This is a genomic window from Halorubrum sp. BV1 (assembly GCF_000746205.1).
In the GTDB taxonomy this organism is placed as follows: Archaea; Halobacteriota; Halobacteria; order Halobacteriales; family Haloferacaceae; genus Halorubrum.
On record NZ_JQKV01000002.1, the window covers coordinates 45,882 to 62,785 of the forward strand.

At 68.7% G+C, this 16,904-nt stretch carries 16 protein-coding genes; 9 read left to right on the forward strand and 7 right to left on the reverse strand.

Annotated features, from left to right (window positions below):
* Window positions 1-21 precede the first annotated feature (21 nt).
* Both EP28_RS04715 and EP28_RS04720 read left to right on the forward strand, forming a co-directional pair.
* The gene (locus EP28_RS04715; RefSeq protein WP_049982870.1) at window positions 22-279 is read left to right on the forward strand and encodes a DUF5789 family protein; all 258 of its coding nucleotides are present in this window, start codon (window positions 22-24) and stop codon (window positions 277-279) included.
* Window positions 280-380: 101 nt separating this feature from the next.
* Window positions 381-1,583 (forward strand): redox-regulated ATPase YchF, encoded by a 1,203-nt coding sequence (locus EP28_RS04720; protein ID WP_049982871.1) that lies wholly within the window; start codon window positions 381-383, stop codon window positions 1,581-1,583.
* Between the two features lie 84 nt (window positions 1,584-1,667).
* Here the strand turns inward: EP28_RS04720 and EP28_RS04725 are convergent, their stop codons facing one another.
* Window positions 1,668-2,213: an MGMT family protein gene (locus EP28_RS04725; RefSeq protein ID WP_049982872.1), complete on the reverse strand. Its 546-nt coding sequence runs from the start codon at window positions 2,211-2,213 to the stop codon at window positions 1,668-1,670.
* Window positions 2,214-2,351: 138 nt separating this feature from the next.
* Between EP28_RS04725 and trpC the strand changes: the two genes are divergently transcribed.
* The 4 genes from trpC to EP28_RS04745 all read left to right on the forward strand — a co-directional run bounded on the left by trpC (window position 2,352) and on the right by EP28_RS04745 (window position 6,347).
* Window positions 2,352-3,188, forward strand: a complete 837-nt coding sequence (trpC, locus tag EP28_RS04730; protein WP_049982873.1) for an indole-3-glycerol phosphate synthase — start codon at window positions 2,352-2,354, stop codon at window positions 3,186-3,188.
* A complete protein-coding gene (gene trpB, locus EP28_RS04735; protein ID WP_049982874.1) occupies window positions 3,185-4,498 on the forward strand; it encodes a tryptophan synthase subunit beta in 1,314 nt (437 codons plus the stop codon). Before trpC ends, trpB begins: the two co-directional genes overlap by 4 nt.
* On the forward strand, window positions 4,499-5,431 hold the full coding sequence (gene trpA, locus EP28_RS04740) for a tryptophan synthase subunit alpha (RefSeq protein WP_049982875.1): 933 nt from the start codon (window positions 4,499-4,501) through the stop codon (window positions 5,429-5,431). It abuts the gene before it with no gap.
* A 124-nt stretch (window positions 5,432-5,555) separates the two neighbouring features.
* Complete coding sequence (locus tag EP28_RS04745; RefSeq protein ID WP_049982876.1) at window positions 5,556-6,347, forward strand: 2-amino-3,7-dideoxy-D-threo-hept-6-ulosonate synthase; 792 nt, start codon at window positions 5,556-5,558, stop codon at window positions 6,345-6,347.
* Between the two features lie 12 nt (window positions 6,348-6,359).
* Here EP28_RS04745 and EP28_RS04750 read toward each other — a convergent pair whose 3' ends face one another.
* A complete protein-coding gene (locus EP28_RS04750) occupies window positions 6,360-7,178 on the reverse strand; it encodes a hypothetical protein (protein ID WP_049982877.1) in 819 nt (272 codons plus the stop codon).
* A 145-nt stretch (window positions 7,179-7,323) separates the two neighbouring features.
* Here EP28_RS04750 and EP28_RS04755 point away from each other — a divergent pair, with 145 nt between their 5' ends.
* Both EP28_RS04755 and EP28_RS04760 read left to right on the forward strand, forming a co-directional pair.
* A complete protein-coding gene (locus EP28_RS04755; RefSeq protein ID WP_049982878.1) occupies window positions 7,324-8,496 on the forward strand; it encodes a 3-dehydroquinate synthase II in 1,173 nt (390 codons plus the stop codon).
* Between the two features lie 156 nt (window positions 8,497-8,652).
* Window positions 8,653-9,267, forward strand: coding sequence for a hypothetical protein (locus tag EP28_RS04760; RefSeq protein WP_049982879.1), 615 nt, complete (start codon window positions 8,653-8,655; stop codon window positions 9,265-9,267).
* A gap of 43 nt (window positions 9,268-9,310) precedes the next feature.
* Here the strand turns inward: EP28_RS04760 and EP28_RS04765 are convergent, their stop codons facing one another.
* A complete protein-coding gene (locus tag EP28_RS04765; protein WP_049982880.1) occupies window positions 9,311-9,856 on the reverse strand; it encodes a hypothetical protein in 546 nt (181 codons plus the stop codon).
* A gap of 106 nt (window positions 9,857-9,962) precedes the next feature.
* Window positions 9,963-11,489 carry a carboxypeptidase M32 gene (locus EP28_RS04770; protein ID WP_049982881.1) on the reverse strand — a complete coding sequence of 509 codons (1,527 nt, stop codon included), beginning with the start codon at window positions 11,487-11,489 and terminating at the stop codon, window positions 9,963-9,965.
* Between the two features lie 164 nt (window positions 11,490-11,653).
* On the opposite strand from EP28_RS04770, the gene EP28_RS04775 reads away from it, so the two are divergent.
* Window positions 11,654-12,700 carry a threonine aldolase family protein gene (locus tag EP28_RS04775; RefSeq protein ID WP_049982882.1) on the forward strand — a complete coding sequence of 349 codons (1,047 nt, stop codon included), beginning with the start codon at window positions 11,654-11,656 and terminating at the stop codon, window positions 12,698-12,700.
* A gap of 78 nt (window positions 12,701-12,778) precedes the next feature.
* On the opposite strand, the gene EP28_RS04780 is transcribed toward EP28_RS04775, so the two are convergent.
* Genes EP28_RS04780 through EP28_RS04790 form a run of 3 tightly spaced genes read right to left on the reverse strand, consistent with a single transcriptional unit; the run spans window position 12,779 to window position 16,855 of the window.
* The gene (locus EP28_RS04780; RefSeq protein WP_049982883.1) at window positions 12,779-13,840 is read right to left on the reverse strand and encodes an ABC transporter permease; all 1,062 of its coding nucleotides are present in this window, start codon (window positions 13,838-13,840) and stop codon (window positions 12,779-12,781) included.
* Window positions 13,833-15,794, reverse strand: a complete 1,962-nt coding sequence (locus tag EP28_RS04785) for an ABC transporter permease family protein (RefSeq protein ID WP_049982884.1) — start codon at window positions 15,792-15,794, stop codon at window positions 13,833-13,835. Before EP28_RS04785 ends, EP28_RS04780 begins: the two co-directional genes overlap by 8 nt.
* The gene (locus EP28_RS04790; RefSeq protein ID WP_049982885.1) at window positions 15,791-16,855 is read right to left on the reverse strand and encodes an ABC transporter ATP-binding protein; all 1,065 of its coding nucleotides are present in this window, start codon (window positions 16,853-16,855) and stop codon (window positions 15,791-15,793) included. Before EP28_RS04790 ends, EP28_RS04785 begins: the two co-directional genes overlap by 4 nt.
* Window positions 16,856-16,904: the final 49 nt, after the last annotated feature.

Consider the following 16,904-nt stretch of genomic DNA (forward strand, 5'->3'; position numbering starts at 1 on the left):
GTCTGGCGACCTGTATCAGGTATGTCAACCGAGATATCACTCTCGCGCGTCGAACCGGAGCTTCGAGACTGCGCTTACCCCGCGACTCACGCGGACCTCGTCGAATCGTGCGCGGGAACGACCGTGCTGTTCGCCGACGGAGACGCCGATCTCGGCGACCTCGTTGCCGACATCGATCAAAAAGAGTTCGAGAGCGCCGAGGACGCGTTCGCCGCGCTTCAGAACGTTCTGCCCATCGAGGCGGTGGGCGAACCCGGCCAGTCCGACGGAGACGCCTGATCCGGACGGATCCGTCGCTCGCGACCGCTACCCTCGTCACCCGTACACACGTCACGGAGCGTCTCGCATCGCTTTTTACCGTGGCTCGCGCAGTGCGTCCAATGAGTTACCGCATCGGCCTCGTCGGCAAGCCCTCCGTGGGGAAGTCGACCTTTTTCAACGCCGCGACGATGAACGACGTGCCCGAGGGCGCGTACCCGTTCACCACGATCGATCCGACCGTCGGCGAGGCGTACGTCCGCGTCGACTGCGCCGCCCCCGAGTTCGACGAAACCTGCACGCCGAGCGTCGGCGTCTGCCGCGAGGGGACCCGTTTCGTCCCGGTCAAGCTCGTCGACGTTGCCGGGCTCGTCCCGGGCGCACACGAGGGGCGCGGACTCGGCAACCAGTTCCTCACCGACCTCAACGAGACCGACGTGTTGATCCACGTCGTCGACTTTTCCGGGAAGACGGATATCGAAGGCGAGACGACCGAGGGCCACGACCCGCGCGAAGACATCGACTTCCTCGAAGAGGAACTCGACGAGTGGTATCTCGACGTGTTAGAGAAGGGCTTGGAGAAGTTCGAGACGCGATATCACGGCGCAGAGGCCGCGATCGAAGCGGAGCTGGCCGAGCAGATGTCGGCGTTCGGCATCGACAAGGACCGGATGAAACAGGTGATCTTAGCGCAGGGGCTCGATCTCGACCCCGAGACGTGGGACGACGAGGCCAAGGCCGAACTCGCGCGCGAGATCCGCAAGCGCACGAAGCCGATGGTCGTCGCCGCGAACAAGATGGACACGCCGGCGGCACAGGCGAACTGGGAGGAGATCACGAGCGACCCCGACTACGGGCACCTCTCTTTCGTCCCCGCGAGCGCCCACGCAGAGAAGGCGCTCAAGAACGCGGACGAGGCGGGCGTCGTCGACTACACGCCCGGCGACACCGGCTTCGACGTGACCGGTGATGTCTCCGGCGAGCAGGCGGCCGGACTCGACCAGATCGCCGAGTTCGTCGACGAGTATGACGGGACCGGCGTGCAGGGCGCGCTCGAAGCCGCGGTCTTCGACGTGCTCGGCTGTATCGCGGTCTTTCCCGGCTCCGCGAACGGGTCGAAAGACGAGAAGGGCGTCTTCCGCGACTGCTTTCTCCTCCCCGAGGACTCGACGACGGAGGACTTCGCGTTCCACATCCACTCGGACATCGGCGAGGGGCTCCTCCACGGCACCGACTGCCGGAGCGGCCGACAGGTCGGGACCGACCACGAGCTCTCTCACCGCGACGTGATCGAGTTGATCTCGACGAAGCAGGCAGCCCCCTGACGCACGCAGCCCGCTCTCAGGCCGTTGTTTCCGCGGTGTCTCGCTCTCTCCCGTCTCGCTCTCTCCCGTCGCGCGAGCGACGACTTAGATCGCTTCGACCCGCCGCAGCACGTCGCGGACCTCGCCCGGCGTGGCGTACGGCCCGCCCTGCACGCGGTGGTCGGGAAGCAGTAACGGGATCGGGTTCTCACGGAGTGCGCGGGTCACGGTGTCGAGGTCGTCGGCGTCGTTGTCGTCGTAGCCGGCCGACCGCGTGAGCCGGCTGACCGAGACCGACTCGCCGGTAGGGACCGATCGGAGCGCGTCGAGGACGCGTCGCCTGTCGGTCGGAACCGTGAGCCCGATCTGCACGTCGGAGAACGGGGCGGCCCCGCGGGTGGTGGGCTCTGCTCCGCCGCCGGCCGTGTCGGTGCCGCCGACGGAGTTCCCGGCCGAGCCGCCGTCTGCCGGCTCGTCCCGCAGGTACGCGCCGATCCGGTCGAGCAGCGCGTGGTCTGTCTCGGCGTCCGCCGGCGTCTCGGCCGGAAACGAGACCGCGATCACGCGGCCGCCGGCGAAGCCGACCTCGACCGCGCGGCCGATCTCCTCGAACTGTCGGGCGAACACCCCCGACGTGTCCGTCGATTGCATGGCTCCGGGTCCGCGGTCCCGACGGTTAAATCGCGGGGTCACCCGCCGTCTCCGCATCCGCGACACGCTCCGCCGGTGCCGAGTATTCCGCTGCCGCCCGCAAGCCTTATGCACAGATGAGTGCATTAGTGTACACTAATGGAGGATGAATCCGCGCTGGCCCCAGCGGTCGAGTCGATACTGGCGGCCGCAAGGGAGCGAGCGGCCGAGGGACGGACCGACCGCGTGGACGTTGACCCCCGCGACCTGCGAGCCGCGTTCGACCGTGCCGAGACCGACGGTCGCGTGCCCGTGATCGCCGAGGTGAAGCCGACGAGTCCGACGACCGAGGGAACCCGCACGGACGACCCCGTCGCGCTCGCGGAGGGGATGGTCGCGGGCGGGGCCGCGGCGCTGTCGGTGCTCACGGAACCGGCGCACTTCGGCGGGAGTACTGAGACGCTCGAACGCGTCCGCGCGGCCGTCGACGTGCCGGTGCTCCGAAAGGACTTCGTCGTCGCCGAGTCGCAGCTCGACGCGGTCGAGAGCGACGTCGTCCTGCTCATCGCGCGGTTCGTCGGCGACGACCTCCCGGACCTGCTCGCTGCCGCCCGCGACCGCGGGTTTCAGGTGCTCGTCGAGGTCCACGACGCGGCGGAGCTTTCCGCCGCCGTCGACGCGGGCGCGACGTTCGTCGGCGTGAACAATCGCGACCTCGCGAGACTGGAGGTCGACCTCGAAACCTTCGAGTCGGTCGCGCCCGACGCTCCCGACGACGTGACACTCGTCGCCGAAAGCGGGATCGGTTCATCCGTCGACGCACGCCGGATGCGAGCGGCCGGAGCCGACGCGCTGCTCGTCGGCAGCGCGATCATGGACGGCGACGTGACGGCGAACACCCGCGAACTGGTGCGGGCCGAGCGCGACGCGGACGCCGAACCGACGGACGACCGCGACGAGACGGTCGCGAGCGACACCACGGAGACACCTACATGAGCGAATCCGACACGCGGACGGCTGAGGAACCGGACACGGCGGTGCCATCGCGACGCCCCGGCCGCGAGCGCGGCCGCGACGACGGGAAGTTCGGTCGCTACGGCGGCCAGTACGTTCCCGAGGCGCTGATGCCGGCGATAGAGGAACTGACCGACGCCTACGAGCGCTACGTCCTGCACAACGAGGACGGGTTCATGGACGAGTTCCGCGAGCGACTCGCGGACTTCGGCGGGCGACCGATACCGCTCCAGCGGGCCGACCGGCTCTCGGAGCGGTACGACCGCGACATCTACCTCAAGCGCGAGGACCTGCTCCACGGCGGCGCACACAAGCTGAACAACGCCCTCGGACAGGTGCTTTTGGCGAAGTACATGGGCAAAGAGCGGATCATCGCGGAGACCGGCGCGGGCCAGCACGGCACCGCGACCGCGATGGCCGCCGCCCACCTCGATATGCCCTGTGAGATCTACATGGGCGAGCGCGACATCAACCGCCAGCGCCCCAACGTCTTTCGGATGAAGCTCAACGGGAGCGAGGTGACCCCGGTCACGGCCGGTCGGGGCACGCTGAAAGAGGCGATCTCGGAGACGATGCGCGACTGGGCGACGACCGTCGAGACGACCCACTACGTGATCGGCTCCGTGGTGGGTCCGCACCCGTTCCCGGTGATGGTCCGCGACTTCCAAGCGGTCATCTCCGAGGAGGCCCGCGAGCAGTCGATAGAGAAGACCGGCGGCCTCCCGACCGACGTGGTCGCCTGCGCGGGCGGCGGCTCGAACACGATGGGCGCGTTCGCCGCGTTCGTCGACGACGCGGACGTGGCGCTCCACGCCGTCGAGGCCGGCGGCTCCACGCTGGAGGTCGACGAGGAGGCCGGCGTCGCGCCGAACTCCGCATCGCTGTACGCCGGCGAAGAGGGCGTTCTCCACGGCGCGCGCACGAAACTCTTGCAGGATTCCGACGGCCAGATCATGGAGAGTCACTCCATTTCCTCCGGGCTCGACTACGCCGGCGTCGGCCCCGAACTCGCGTACCTCGTCGACGAGGGGCGCGTGAACCCCGTCGCCGTCGACGACGACGACGCGCTGGAGGGGTTCCATCGCCTCTCGCGTACCGAGGGGATCATCCCCGCCTTGGAGACGGCACACGCCTTCGGCTTCTTGGAGGAACACCACGAGGAGTTGGGCGAGCGCGTCGTCGTCAACGTCTCCGGGCGCGGCGACAAGGACCTCGACGCCGCCATCGAAGAGACGGACAAACGCGATATCGCGGAGGCACCCGACATGTCGATGTTCACGGGGGGGATCTGAATGGCGGGAGAGCACGCGGAGCCGGACGCCGAAACGAGGACCGAAACCGGCAACTCCACGGCCATCGCCGCCGCGTTCGCCGACGGCCCCGCCTACGTCCCGTATCTCGCGGTCGGCGACCCGGACTACGAGGCCTCGAAGGCATACGTCGAGGCGCTCGACCGCGGCGGCGCGGACGTGATCGAACTCGGTCTCCCCTTCTCGGAACCGATCGCCGAGGGACCGACGATTCAGGGCGCGCTCGTGCGCGCGCTCGACGCCGGGATGACGCCGGATTGGTTCTTCGAGTTCGCGGAGGACCTCGACGTCGACGCCCCGCTCGTCTGCATGACGTACTACAACCTGATATACCAGTATGGGGGAAGCGAGGCGGGAACCGCCTCGAACGCGAGCGGTGAAGCCGCGAGCGCCGGCCCCCGACCCTTCGTCGAGCGCGCGGCCGCCGCGGGGATCGAGGGACTCGTCGTCCCGGACCTCCCGGCCGAGGAGGCGGACCCGCTTCGCGAGGCGTGCGACGAGTTCGGACTGGATCTGGTGTTCATCGTTGCACCGACTACCGTCGATGAGCGGCTCGACCGGATCATGCGTCAGGTGTCGGGGTACGTCTACGTGCAGGCGCGGCTCGGAACGACTGGCGCACGCGAGGACGTCTCCGACCAGACCACGGAGAGCCTCGACCGCCTCGCGGACTACGACGTGCCCAAAGCCGTCGGCTTCGGCATCTCGACCGGCGAGCACGCGGAGCGCATCGTCGCCGGCGGTGCAGACGGGATCATCGTCGGCTCGGCGCTCGTGGATATCGTCGCCGAGGGCGTCGAAAACGATCTGTCGACCGACGCGGTCGCAGAGCGGCTGGAGTCGCTCTCGCGGGAGCTGAAAGACGGTGCTGAGCGCGGCTACGCCGACCGGGTCGGGGCCTCGGACGCGAGCTGAGGCGGTCCCCGAGCGCCGCGCCGACCGATCGCTCCGGCCCGCGGACCGGTTCGAGCCAATACGTCCCCGAACGAAACCGACTTACCTTCGATTGCCACACGTTCACACAACGACTGACTCCACAATGACAGCAGGACTCACAGCACGACTCAAGCGTATCTCCACGAACGACCGATTCCTCATCGTCCCGATGGACCACGGGATCACGATGGGCGCAGTCGAGGGGCTCGTCGACATCGAGTCGACCATCGACGGCGTGACAGCGGGCGGCGCGGACGCGGTGTTGACCCAGCGCGGCATCGCGGAGCGCGTCCACCCCAACAAGAACGACGCGGGCTATATCGTCCACCTCAACGGCTCGACGACGATCGGCCCAGACGAGAACGACAAGCGCGTCACGGGCACGGTAGAAGACGCCGTCAGAGCCGGTGCTGACGCCGTCTCCTTCCACATCAACGTCGGATCCGACTACGAGCCGTCTCAGATCGAGGGGCTCGCACAACTCACCAGCGAGGCCGAGCGGCTCGGGCTGCCCGTGCTCGCGATGGCGTATGCCCGCGGCCCCGGCGTCGACGAGAGCGATCCCGAGTCGCTCGGTCACGCCGTCCGGCTCGCCGAGGAACTCGGCGCGGACGTCGTGAAGACCGGCTACTCGGGCGACGGCGATTCCTTCGAGCGCGTCACGGAGTCGACTCGACTGCCGGTCGTCATCGCCGGCGGATCGAAGGGGACGGACCGCGAGACGGTCGAGATGGTCCGCGGCGCGATGGACGGCGACGCCGCCGGCGTCTCGATGGGCCGGTCGATCTTCCAGCACGACGATCCGGAGGGGATAGCGCGGGCGGTCTCGGCGATCGTCCACGACGACGCGACCGTCGACGAGGCGCTCGCCGCGGGCGGGTTCATCGAGGTATAGTATCGCGGGCGGCTACAGATTCTCTTTGATCACCGTTTCGATCGCTTCGACGCGGTCGCGGTCGAACGTCCACTCGCCGAGCCACTCGTTCGTTCCCACCTCGATCGCGACGAGCGCGGCCGCCTCCGCCTCCGACCGATGAACGACGAACCATGTGCGCTCGTAGTCGACTTCGTACCCGCCGTGGAGTTTCAGCCCCGCCTCGCGGGGAGGAACCCAGTCCGGGACGCCGTAGACGTGGATGTCGGCCGTCGACTCCCCAAGTTTTCGATACACGTTCGCGGTCCCGCGCTCGTCGTGGATCCGGGAGAGCCGCTGGAACGACGCGCGGTGCGTTCCGCCGTACTCGTGTGAGAGCCGCTCGACGTATCGCGAGATGAGAATGAGCGGGAGCTTCTCCGAGTTCGACTCGGGAAAGCCCCTGACGTGAAACGTCGTGTCCGCGAGCCGGCGAATGACGTCCGGCAGTTCGATCTGATCTATGTCGACGGCCCCGGTGATGTACAGGTCGGAGTTGACGTGTAAGATCGTGGACTCAAGCCTGGACAACGGCGATTCGGCGACGATCTCACCGTCCTTGAAGAGTACGACGCGGTCGCACTCGGGAGATTCTTGGGAGCCGAACAGGTCGGCGTCGTCGCCGGTGAGTTCGCCTCCGTCGTCTGTCTGGACCGGGTCGGTGACGACCGTGACCGGCTGCCGCTCGAACAGGGACCGAACCATCCGCTCCGTCGGTTTCGGTCGCGTGTTCCCGATGACGGCCAGCGAGAACGATTTCGTCGGGTCGGTGTTGACGAAGTCGACGAAATGTGAGTCCGCTGGGAGCGACATGTTTGCCTACCGGTACGTCGTCCATGCCCTTGAGGCTGACCCGCCGTCGTCGCTCCGCGTTCGTCCCGGTGGCCGCCGACACGTTCGTTGCGGCCGCGTCGCGGCTTCCGCAGTTTTCAAGCCCGCGCGCCGTGAGGTTTCGACAATGACACGCACAGTCTGGGTAAAAGCCGACGGGAGCGTCGGCGACTGGGAGGCGCGGAAGCGACGAATCACGGCCGCTATCGAGGCCGGCGCGGACTGGGTCCTCGTCGACGAGGGCGACGTGGGACGCGTCCGCGAACTCGGAGACGTGAACGTCGCCGCGTTCCGCTCCGAGGCGGACGTCATCGACGACGCCGAGAGCGACGCGGAGGCGGACGCCTACTTCGTCGGCAAGGGCGGCGAGGGCGACGGGACGATCGACCTTCCCGACGACTTCGCCGGCTCCGCCGACCTCTCCACCATCCGCCGCCGTGACGACCGCGCGCAGGGCGCGTACGTCCGGGTGCTCGGCACGGAGTACGAGGCGTTCGCCGAGGCGGCCGCCGAAGACGCGGAGTTCACCGTGATCGTCGGCGAGGACTGGTCTATCATCCCGCTCGAAAATCTGATCGCCCGCGTCGGCGAGGAAACGCACCTCGTCGCGGGCGCGACGACCGCAGCCGAGGCGAAGACCGCCTTCGAGACGCTTGAGATCGGTGCCGACGGCGTCCTCCTTGACGCCGACTCGCCCGACGAGATCCGCGGCGCGGTCGACGCCCGCGACGCCGCCGACCGCGAGACGCTCGACCTCCGACACGCGGAGGTGACGGCGATCGAGCAGACCGGGATGGCGGATCGCGTCTGCATCGACACCGGCTCGCTGATGGACGACGACGAAGGGATGTTGATCGGGTCGATGTCGCGCGGGCTCTTCTTCGTTCACGCCGAGACCGCGGAGTCGCCGTACGTCGAGTCGCGGCCGTTCCGCGTGAACGCCGGTGCTGTCCACGCGTACGTCCGCAACCCCGAGGGCGGGACGAACTACCTCGCCGAGCTGTCGAGCGGCGACGAGGTGCAAGTCGTCGACACCGACGGCCACACCCGCGAGGCGATCGTCGGCCGCGTAAAAATCGAGAAGCGGCCGATGTTCCGGCTCCAGGCCGAAGTCGAGACCGACGACGGCGTCGATCGCGTGGAGACGCTCATCCAGAACGCCGAGACGGTGAAAGTCGCGACCGCGGAGGGCAAGACGGCGGTCACCGACCTCGAAGCCGGTGACGAGGTGCTCGTCTACTACGAGGACGTGGCACGCCACTTCGGTGAGGCCGTCGAGGAGAGTATCATCGAGAAGTGACGTGCGCTGCGGCAGACACGTCGGGGTCGTCACTACCCGCATCGCCACTACCCGCATCGCCACCACTCGCATCGTCACTACCCGCATCGCGGCGAGCCGAGCGGAAACGACCGTGTCGACCATAACGAATTTTGTTCGCTCCCGTGATCTGCCGACATGGCAGTCGCGAACGAGCGTCATCGCGTCACGGAACAGGGGCTCGTCGACCGCATCTGCCACCTCGCCGACGCCGCGAACCCGGCGTTCGCGGCCGGATGTCTCCTCGTCCCGCTCGTCGTCCTCGCAGTGAGCGTGCTCGCGTCGAGCACCACGCTGCTGTTTTACACCCACGTCGCCGCGGGCGCGGTGTGGTTCGGGTTCGCGCTCATCTTCCCCGCGATCATCGGGCCGACCCTCGGCGGGCTGAGCGAGGAAGCCTCGGCCGCGGTGACGGGGACGCTCGTCCCCAAGGCGGTCTTCTTTCTAGTCGGCTTCTCCTTCACCACGGTGCTTTCGGGGACCGTACTGCTGACGGACGGTCTCGGGCTCGGCTACGGCTTCTCCGGGGCGTGGTCGTCGGCCGCGCTCGGCGTGGGGTGGGGGATTTTCGCCTTCGGGCTCGCGGTCCCGCACCGACTCCACCTCAGCGCGTACTACGAGACGCAGTCGCCGAACCCGGATCCCTCGCGGATCGAATCGGTCGAGAAGAAGACCCTCGTCGTCGGGCTGTTCGAGGCGGCCGTGATGCTCGCGCTCATCGCCCTGATGACGGGGTTCCGGCTGGGGATTTAATTGCCCGAGCGCGGACGGCAGATGAGATCGGCGAACCGCTTGATCACGCGATCTCGGACGCGAGCTTCGAGTTCTGATTCGTCGTCGGGATATTCGAATCGATCAGGTGTTCGCACGCGTGAACGAAGGCGGGATCGTCGATGGATCCACAGACGACGTGCGTCCCGTCGGCAGTGCAGATATACAGGTCGATGACGTCGTGGTTTCCGACTTCGAGGTAGTCGTAGGCCGTGAGCCACGCTCCGATAGCGAAGACGTAGACGAACCCGTGAATCAGCGCCTCAGTTCGAGTCGCGGGAAGCCCGTACCGATACATGTTGGCGGTAGGGGCGACCGTGAGAACGAGACCGAGGAGTACAGCGCACACGCCGAGGAATTTCATGTGGTGAAGCGTCGTGTTCCGTTCGAACCGGATCACGTCGACCTCCGTCAGCGGAACCGATGTCGGAGAGGCTTCGTCCGGGCGAGCGTACGTGAGACTCCCGTCGGACGCTGAGAACGTTCCCACGTCGTCCCTGTCGAGAACGTACTCGTCGATGTGGGCGTCCGTGCGGAATCCCTCGATCGACTTCCCGAGTTCTTCGCTCATTCGATCGCTCGCGTCCTCGTGTGCCGGCTGTCTTGGTGCGGTTCGATGTGAGTACACCCCGGAATCCGGCTGTCCCCCGTCGTGACGATACCGGCCCCTCGGCCGCTCATACCCCGTACAGCTCGCCGTACTTCTTCTCGACGTAGTCGGTGAACGCGTCCGCGGAGAGCTCCTCGCCGGTCGCTCGCTCCACGAGCTCGTTCGTCTCGTAGCGCGCGCCGTGTCGGTGGACGTTCGCTGCGAGCCACTCCTGGAGGTCGTCGAACTCGCCGTCTGCGGTCTTCGCGTCGAGGTCGTCGATCTCGCTTTCTGCGGCCGCGTACAGCTGGGCGGCCATCACGGAGCCGAGCGAGTACGTCGGGAAGTAACCGAAGTTACCGTGGCTCCAGTGGATGTCCTGCAGACAGCCCTCGGCGTCGTTCTCGGGTCGGATCCCGAGATACTCCTCGTACTTGTCGTTCCACACTTCCGGCACGTCCTCGACCGCGAGGTCGCCGCGGACCAGGTCGCGTTCGATCTCGAAGCGGACGACGATGTGGAGGTGGTAGGTCAACTCGTCGGCCTCGACGCGGATCAGGTTGTCCTCGTACACCTGGTTTACGGCCTCGTAAGCGTCCTCGACGGTCGCGTCTGCGGTCTCGGGGAACCGTTCGTGAAACGTCGGGAGGAACCGCTCCCAGAACGCGCGGCTCCGACCGACGTGGTTCTCCCAGAGGCGCGACTGCGACTCGTGGACCGAGAGGTCGCGGTCGTCGCCGAGCGGGGTGCCGAACTGCTCTTTCGGGAGGCCGAGCGCGTACTGCGCGTGGCCGTACTCGTGGATCGTCGACCCGATCGCTCCGAGCGGGTCCGACTCGTCGAACCGCGTCGTGATCCGGCAGTCGAACTGGTTGCCCGACGTGAACGGGTGCGAGGAGACGTCGAGTCGTCCTCGGTCGAAGTCGTAGCCGACCAGATCCAGCGCGTCGCGCGCGAGCGCCTCTTGGTCGTCCTCGGGGAACTGCCCTTCGAAAGTGTCGACGGCGAGGTCGGCGTCCGACTCTCGGATCGCGTCGATGAGCGGCACGAGCGTCTCGCGGAGTTCGTCCAAGATGGCCTCCGTGCGCTCCATCGAGAGGCACGGTTCGTACTCCTCGAACAGCACCGCGTAGGGGTCCCGGTCGGGGTCGATGTGCTCGGCGTACTCGCGTTTCAACTCGACGTGCCGTTGCAGGTGCGGTGCGAACCGATCGAAGTCGTCCTCGGCTTTCGCCGCCTCCCACGCCTGCAGCGCCTCGGTGCTCGCCTCGGAGATCTCCTCGACGAGTTCGCGCGGGACGGCGTCGGCGCGCTCGTACTCGCGCGAGACCTCGCGCACGACGGCCGCCTGCTTGTCGGAGAGGTCGGCGTCGGCGAGCCGGTCCAGAAGCTCACCGGTCTCCGCGTCCGTTATCATCTCGTGGCGGACTGACGAGAGCGCCGAGAGCTGTCTCGACCGGGCGGGTGTGCCGCCCTCGGGCATCATCACCTGCTGGTCCCAGCCGAGCACGCCGGCCGCGCTCCCGACCGCGTTCCAGCGTCGAACGCGGTCCAGGAGGGCGTCGTACGCGTCTGGCGCGTCGCTCGCGTCGTCTGCGGCGGCTTCCGTTGCCATACGACACGGATCGGCCGCGTCGCATAAGAAGTGACCGCCGACTGGCGTAGCAACGCCGGCGACGAGTGTGGCCGCGCCTCCGACACGCCCGACGACGGACCCGACGGATCGCCCCGTCGCGAGCGCGACCTATATCTCTCCGGGCGTCGAATCCCCGCCAACGAATGACCGACGACGACTTCATCGACCTCCGGTCCGACACCGTCACGCGACCCTCAGACGCGATGCGCGACGCGGCCGCAACCGCCGAGGTCGGCGACGACGTGTACCGAGACGATCCCACCGTCAACGAACTGGAGCGGCGCGCCGCCGAAGCGGTGGGCACCGAGGCGGCGCTTTTCGTCCCCTCGGGAACGATGGCCAACCAGATCGCCGTCCGCGTCCACACCGACCACGGACAGGAGCTGCTCCTCGACCGGGAGTCCCACATCTACCGGTGGGAACTCGCCGGCGCGGCGACGCTCTCGGGCGCCCAGACGCGGCCGGTTGACGCCGGCGCGCGCTGCGTCCCGACCGCAGACCGGGTGCGCGCGGAGACTGTCACGGAGGACCTCCACCGGCCCGGAACCGGTCTGCTCGCGCTCGAAAACACGCACAACTACCGCGGCGGGCGGGCGGTCCCCGTAGACCGGATCGACGCGGCGGCAGCGGCGGCACACGAAGGTGGCGTACCCGTCCACCTCGACGGCGCGCGCGTGTTCAACGCCGCGGTCGCGCTCGGCGTCGAGGCGAGCGAGATCGTCGCGCCCGTCGACAGCGTCACTTTCTGTCTCTCGAAGGGACTCGGTGCGCCCGTCGGGTCGATACTCGCGGGGGAAGCGGCGTTCATCGAGGAGGCCAGACGGGTCCGGAAGCTGTTCGGCGGCGGCATGCGGCAGGCCGGGATGATCGCCGCGCCGGGACTGCTCGCGTTGGAGAGCGTCGACCGCCTCGCCGACGACCACGCCAACGCCGAGCGACTGGCCGCGGGGGTGGACGCCATCGACGGCGTCGACGCCGCGGAGCCCGACACGAACATCGTCGTCGCCGACACCGAGAGGGCCGGGATCCCAGCGAGCGACCTCGTCGCGGCCTGCGAGGAGCGCGGCGTCGGGTGCGTCGAGTTCGACACGCACACCGCGCGGTTCACGACGCACCGCGACGTGGACGCCGCCGACGTCGATACCGCGGTCGAGCGTGTCGGCGACGTGATCGCAGATCTCACCGCGTAGGTCGCAGATCGTGACGGGAAGTTCGCGGATCACAACACGTTGTCCGCGGATCGTGACTGGTAGCCGTCCCGCCGCGGCTCACCGGCCGAACCCGTTTTCGGCGACGATCCGCCTCACGCCGACGTACCCGACCGCGGCGATACCCACGTACGCGGCGGCGAGCGCCGTGGTCGTCGCGTCCGCGCTGCCGATCGCGAGCCTAGCGACCGCGTTGGCCGGGCCGCCGGCCATGGCCGTCGCGCCGCCGAAGAGTCCGAGGACCCCGAGCGAGTAGAGGAACTGCGCGGCGCGGCGGTCGGGCGCGAGCGCCGAAATGGCGACCGCCAGCGCAACGACGAGCGTCGTGAGCGCGGTCATCAAGACGAGTATCGTGGGGACGTTGGCGACGGGCGTGCCGTTCGCGCGGAGCAGCAGCAGCCATAAAAGCGCCTGCGCTGGAGCGATGGCGACTGCCGCGAGCGCCTTTCCGTCGACGATCTCCCCCAGCGTCACGGGCGCGACGCGGAGGAGTTCGAGCGTCCCCTCGTCGATCTCCTCCGTGATCGAGTCGACGACGAGCGACCCCGAGATGAACACCGGCAGGAACACTAACACCGGGATCAACACGGTGTACGTGAACGTGAAGTACGGACTCGAACCGCTCTGTGCCGGCAGCGGAAGCGGCGACTCGGTGAGATGCGCGGCGCGGTCCCTGCGCTCGTCGAGCTCGTAGGCGCGTAGCACCTCGCGAAGCTGGACGACGAGGACGGTCGTCTCGACCGTGGCGTCCGGCGCGGTGACTCGTACCGCGATCCGGTCGCCGCCGCCGTCGCCCGCGTCGACCCGGTTCGCGACCACCACCGCGTCGGCGGCGTTGCGGTCGAACGCGCGCCTCGCGGCACCCGCGTCCGCGTACGTCGTGACGCCGACGCTTTCGACGTCGGCGGCGGCGCGTTCGAGTCCGTCGACCGCGTCGCCGCTCGCGGCCACCTCTATCTCCGCGGCGTCGAGCGCGCCGGGGTCGTACATTGAGACCAGTCCGACGACGAGGAACGACGAGAACGCCGCGATGAACAGCTGGATGCCGATCGCGAGCAGGATGGTCTTCTCCGCGCGCAGCCCCGCAAGCTCGCGGCCGGCGATCGTCAGGCGGCTATCCATGGACGCTCACCACCGCGAAGTTGTACGCCGCGTGAAGCAGCGTCGCCAGCGCAAGCGTCAGGACGTACCGCGTCCGGCCGCGGCTCGCGCCCACCGCGGTCACCGCCGTCGCGACGCCGTGGAGCGCGAGCGGCGCGAACGCCAGCGCGACCAGCACGGGCACGGACAGTCCCTCCAGCCCGGCGACGCCCCCGAAGGCGGCGCGGCCGACGTACAGCTCCGTGAGTCCAACGGCCTGCACGACGGCGGTGGCCTTCTCGGCGAGGAAGAAGCCGACGGCGGAGGCCGCGCCGACCGCGACGGCGACCCGGTCGGTTCGGGCGAAGACGCCGCGCTCGAACCCGGCGTAGAGGTGGACGCTCTTCGCGACTTCCTCGACGAAGGCGATCGTGACGAGCAACACAGGGATCGAGACGGTGATGGGCAGCGCAAAGAGCAGGGCGACGGCCATGAGTTCCGCGACGAACACGAAGGGGATCGCACAGGCGGTGAGAAGCGCCACCGGTGCGAGCGCGCGGAGGCGGCCCCGCGCTCCCGTCCCGCGCCCCCGGTGAGCGTCCCCGCCGACCGGCGCGAGCCGCACGGCGAGCGCGTCGAGGAACTTCCGACCGACCGGCTTCTGCGTGAACATGTCCTCCTCGCGGTAGACGCCGAGCCCGAGCGCGAACAGGAGTCCGGCCCCGATCGACATCGGCGTCGTCGCGAAGAGCACGTCGCCGGCGGAGACGGCCTCGCCCTGGAGGTCGAAGACGACGAGCGTGAGCGGCGACACGAGCGCGACCGGCGTGACGTTGGTGAAGATCGCGGGGACGAACGCGTAGGTCGTGAGCAGGACGCTCACGCCGACCGTGACGAACGTGAGCTCCTTGAACGACCGCGCGAACATCGCGCCGACGAACGTCGCCCCGAGGAACGCCAGCGCGACCGGGAACACGGCGACGACGGAGAGCGGACCCCCGCCGACCGCGAGGGCGATGAGCGTCGTGACCGCCGCCGCGAGTGCGACATACGGGAGGGTCTTGCCGGCGACGATTTCGACCGGCGACAGCGGCGTGACGAGGAGCGGCTCGCCGCGCCGGTTCGTCCGCTCGTCGAGGATGGAGGAGCCGTACGCCTGAATGAGGAAGTTCATGGGCACGAGGAAGACGAAGGCCAAGAGCAGCGAGACGAACGGGAACGGCGGGGAGATCGACCCCGGCGATCCGACCGTGGCGGCACCGAAGGTCCCGCCCGCGATGGAGGGGACCGCGAGGTCGCCGTCACCGCCGTCACCGCCGTCACCGCCGTCAGCGGCTGCGCCCGGCGCGTCGGATACCCCTCCGCCTGCCGTCCCGTCGTCGGAGGTGTCACCGTCGCCGGCTCCTCCGTCGCCTGCGCTCCCGTCCGCAGATCCCCCTCCGCCGAGCGTCGCTCCGTCGTCGACCCCGCTTGTTCGGCTCACGTATCTGATCGTGACCGCGATCGGAAACGCCGCCGTCTCGTTCTCCTCGGCGGCCATCAGCCGCTCGTTGTGCGCCTCGACGGCCTCCCGAAACTCGGCCGCCGCAGCCGCGCCCTTCTCCGTGTCGCTGGCGCTGACCGCGACGCCGACGACGGTCGGTCCGCCTCCGGCCGCCCCCCCGCTCGTCTCACCGTCAGCCGGGACGCCGCGGACGTCTCGGACGATCAGGTCAGCCGAGGTGCCGAGCGACGCGCCCTCGACGGGGACCGCGGTGAGCGCGGGCGCGTTTTCGACCGCCTCGGCGTACGGCGAGTCGTCGTCGACGCCAATCCGGTAGACGTCGCGGTCGACATCGAGTCCGACGACGCCGGCCGCGAGGCCGCCGCCGACCACGCCGCCCACGACGACGAGGAGCGCGAGCGCCGCGAGCAGCGTTCGGCGGTCGACGCCGCCGCCCGCGCGGGCGGTCTCCCATCGGGCGACCCGGAGCACCCTCCGGAGTCGGTCGATCACTCGACACCCTCCGGTTCGTTCGGCACCTGCTCGCTCGTCTCCTCGTCTGCGGCGTCGTCGCTGGTGCCGGCCGTGTACCGCCCCGGCATCGGACGGCCGACGATGTCGAGGAAGACGTCTTCGAGGCTCGGTTCGCGCGTGCGGATGTCGACCACCTCACCGCCCGCGGCCGTCACCGCCTCGCGGACCGCCTCGACCGCCGTCATCGTCGGCACCGCGGTCCGGAACCGGTCGCCGACCTCGACCGTGAGCGCCGGCGCGTCGTCCGACTCGCCCACCCCGTTGTCAGACTCGCCCGCCCCGTCGTCCGCGATGTCACTCACTTCATCGTCCGCGAGGTCGGCGAGCGCGTCGGTTTGGCTCGGTGCGACGTCGGAGAACACATGGTAGGTCGTCTCGCCATGTCGCTCGCGGATCCCGTCGACGCTCCCGCGAGCGACGATTCGCCCCTCGTTCATCACGACGACGCGGTCGCAGACGGATTCGACGTGATAGAGGTTGTGCGCCGAGAACACGACCGTCTTTCCGGCCTCGCGTAGCTCGCGGGTGAACTGGAGCACGGAGTCCGTCGTCACCGGATCCAGTCCCGAGGCCGGCTCGTCGTACACGAGCACGTCCGGATCGTTGACGAGCGACCGCGCGATGGCGACCTTCCGTTTCATCCCCTTGGACATGTCTCCGAGCCGGCGCTCGCGGTGGTCGAGCTGGAGCCGGTCGAGTGCGGACTCGATCCGCTCGTCCGCGACGTCTCCCGGGACGTCGTAGAGGTCGGCGAAAAAGCGGAGGTACGACCGCGGCGTCATCTCCTCGTACAGCGGCGACTCCTCGGGGAGGAAGCCGAGCCGGCGGCGCATCTCTGGATCGTCGGAGTCGAAGCCGGCGACAGTCACCTCGCCGTCGGTCGGTTCGACGAGCCCCGAGAGCACCTTGAGAGTCGTCGTCTTTCCCGCTCCGTTCGGGCCGACGATGCCGAACACCTCGCCCTCTCCGACGGAGAACGTGCTGTCGACGACGGCGGCGAACTCCCCGTACGTCTTCCGTAGGCCCGCCACCTCGATCATGCGTCGCGATCTGCCCTCTGTCGGGTTAAACCCACCTCCGCGGTTATCG

Coding starts and splice junctions, on each gene's coding strand:
- EP28_RS04765 (WP_049982880.1), bottom strand. CDS start 9,856: ATGAGCGAAGAACTCGGGAAGTCGATCGAGGGATTCCGCACGGACGCC.
- EP28_RS04720 (WP_049982871.1), top strand. CDS start 381: ATGAGTTACCGCATCGGCCTCGTCGGCAAGCCCTCCGTGGGGAAGTCG.
- EP28_RS04750 (WP_049982877.1), bottom strand. CDS start 7,178: ATGTCGCTCCCAGCGGACTCACATTTCGTCGACTTCGTCAACACCGAC.
- EP28_RS04790 (WP_049982885.1), bottom strand. CDS start 16,855: ATGATCGAGGTGGCGGGCCTACGGAAGACGTACGGGGAGTTCGCCGCC.
- trpB (WP_049982874.1), top strand. CDS start 3,185: ATGAGCGAATCCGACACGCGGACGGCTGAGGAACCGGACACGGCGGTG.
- EP28_RS04770 (WP_049982881.1), bottom strand. CDS start 11,489: ATGGCAACGGAAGCCGCCGCAGACGACGCGAGCGACGCGCCAGACGCG.
- EP28_RS04755 (WP_049982878.1), top strand. CDS start 7,324: ATGACACGCACAGTCTGGGTAAAAGCCGACGGGAGCGTCGGCGACTGG.
- EP28_RS04775 (WP_049982882.1), top strand. CDS start 11,654: ATGACCGACGACGACTTCATCGACCTCCGGTCCGACACCGTCACGCGA.
- EP28_RS04760 (WP_049982879.1), top strand. CDS start 8,653: ATGGCAGTCGCGAACGAGCGTCATCGCGTCACGGAACAGGGGCTCGTC.
- EP28_RS04715 (WP_049982870.1), top strand. CDS start 22: ATGTCAACCGAGATATCACTCTCGCGCGTCGAACCGGAGCTTCGAGAC.
- trpA (WP_049982875.1), top strand. CDS start 4,499: ATGGCGGGAGAGCACGCGGAGCCGGACGCCGAAACGAGGACCGAAACC.
- trpC (WP_049982873.1), top strand. CDS start 2,352: ATGGAGGATGAATCCGCGCTGGCCCCAGCGGTCGAGTCGATACTGGCG.
- EP28_RS04780 (WP_049982883.1), bottom strand. CDS start 13,840: ATGGATAGCCGCCTGACGATCGCCGGCCGCGAGCTTGCGGGGCTGCGC.
- EP28_RS04725 (WP_049982872.1), bottom strand. CDS start 2,213: ATGCAATCGACGGACACGTCGGGGGTGTTCGCCCGACAGTTCGAGGAG.
- EP28_RS04745 (WP_049982876.1), top strand. CDS start 5,556: ATGACAGCAGGACTCACAGCACGACTCAAGCGTATCTCCACGAACGAC.